The organism is Aminicella lysinilytica (genome assembly GCF_004362975.1).
GTDB lineage: Bacteria > Bacillota > Clostridia > Peptostreptococcales > Anaerovoracaceae > Aminicella > Aminicella lysinilytica.
Genome location: NZ_SNXO01000078.1, coordinates 1 through 1846, shown reverse-complemented (window position 1 = coordinate 1846; position 1846 = coordinate 1). Strand labels below are relative to the sequence as shown.

The following is a 1846-nucleotide window of genomic DNA, read 5'->3' as shown; positions in this document are numbered from 1 at the left end:
GGGGCTGTCGCATTAACGAATAAGAGATTCGTTAATGACGAGGCCCCTTTTGTATACAAAAAACAAACAAAAAGCAAAATAAAAGCCTGTGTAACATTGGAAACGCAGGCTTTTATGGTAAAATGTATATATGAAAAACAACATCTTACAGTGCAATTATACACTTAATCAGAGAAATTATCAATTAAGAATACCAATGAATATCGATTGCGTTATCCCTGATAATGATTGCGTGAGACTGATCAGTCAGTTCGTGGAGGAAATGGATCTGACTGAACTCTATGACACCTATGAAAGGATGCCAGCAGAGAATCATGCGTCTCCCGAAATCATGACAAAGATAATGTTATATGCCTATCACGAAGGAAACAACAGTATAGCATCAAGGGTGATCGAGAAGAACTGTCTACGCGACATAAACTACATGTATCTTCTCGAGGGGAAGAAGGCTCCGGACCATGCAACTATTGCCAGATTCAGAACTCGTCATTTTGCGTTATGTGCAGATAAACTGATTGCGCAAATGACTGAGATCCTGCACGATCTGGGACAAATAACGGACACAGAGGTATTTATTGATGGGACTAAAATAGAAGCATCGGCAAATCGATACACATTCGTATGGAAAAAATCTACAACTAAGCATCAGGCAAGATTCCTTCAGAAGACCGCCCTTCTCGTCGGCAACATAATCAGCCGATATTCTCTGCCTCCGCTCTGGCACAAAGAAGTCAAAAAAAGACATGTGAAGAAACTGAAGAAGGATCTTTTGCTGAAGGCAGATAAAGAAAACCTGGAGTTCGTATACGGACAGGGGCACCGGAAAAGTCAGCTACAGAGGGACATAGAAGACCTTGATGAGAGCCTGAACAAAATCATAGAATACGAAACGAAACTGCATAAATGCGGAAATCGCAACAGCTATTCCAAGACGGACAACGATGCCACATTCATGCACCTCAAGGACGATCATATGATGAACGGACAACTGAAGCCGGCCTACAATCTGCAGCATGCAGTAAACTCCGGATACATAGTGATGACAGGCATATTCCCAAACCCGGGGGATATGCTGACTCTAAAGCCGTTTATCAGACAGATGGAAGATAGACTTTCACTTCGGTTCAGGAGGATCGTGGCAGATGCGGGATACGAAAGCGAAGAGAACCTGAAATATCTCGAAGATGAAGGAAAAGAGGCATTCATCAAGCCATCGGATTATGAACAGAAGGGCACAAAAAAACGAGCTGCAGAAATCGGTCATAAAGACAATATGGAATACGATGTCGAAGGTGACTATTACATATGCCACAATGGCAAACATATCGAAAAGCTGTATGAAAAAGACAGAAGAACGGCATCGGGATATATCAGAAAAGAAACTCATTACCATTGCAGCGAATGCGACGGATGCCCATACAGGGGAAAATGCATGCCGGGGAAAAACTGGAAGAAACCTGTAGAAGAGAGATTCAAGAATCTCACGGTATCGAAACGATTTGAAGAACTGCGCAAGAAGGAATATGAACGGATCGACAGCGAAGAAGGCAAAAAGCTTCGTATGAACAGGAGCATACAGGTGGAAGGTTCATTCGGAGACATAAAAGCCGACAGTTCATTCACAAGGTTCCTATGCAGGGGCAAAGCAAACGTATACGCCGAAAGTGTCCTCTTTGCAATGGCACATAATCTTGGCTGGCTACATAGCAGGATACAGAACGACAAGCTGGATGAGCATCTGTATGAACTCAAGACTGACCCTGTAAAAGCCGCATGATTTTGAAACAAAAAATAGCCGAATAACGGAGGCATATCACCATGCGTCTCTGTTTTGCGTTACTGAAAT

General features: G+C 42.8%; 1 protein-coding gene. It reads left to right on the top strand.

Translation table 11 applies throughout. From position 1 onward, the window contains the following. Positions 1-130: 130 nt before the first annotated feature. On the top strand, positions 131-1777 hold the full coding sequence (locus EV211_RS10530; RefSeq protein ID WP_133529391.1) for an IS1182 family transposase: 1647 nt from the start codon (positions 131-133) through the stop codon (positions 1775-1777). The last annotated feature ends 69 nt before the right edge of the window (positions 1778-1846 follow it).

Excerpts from the sequence above, each read along its gene's own strand:
- EV211_RS10530 (WP_133529391.1), top strand. The coding sequence starts at position 131 with ATGAAAAACAACATCTTACAGTGCAATTATACACTTAATCAGAGAAAT.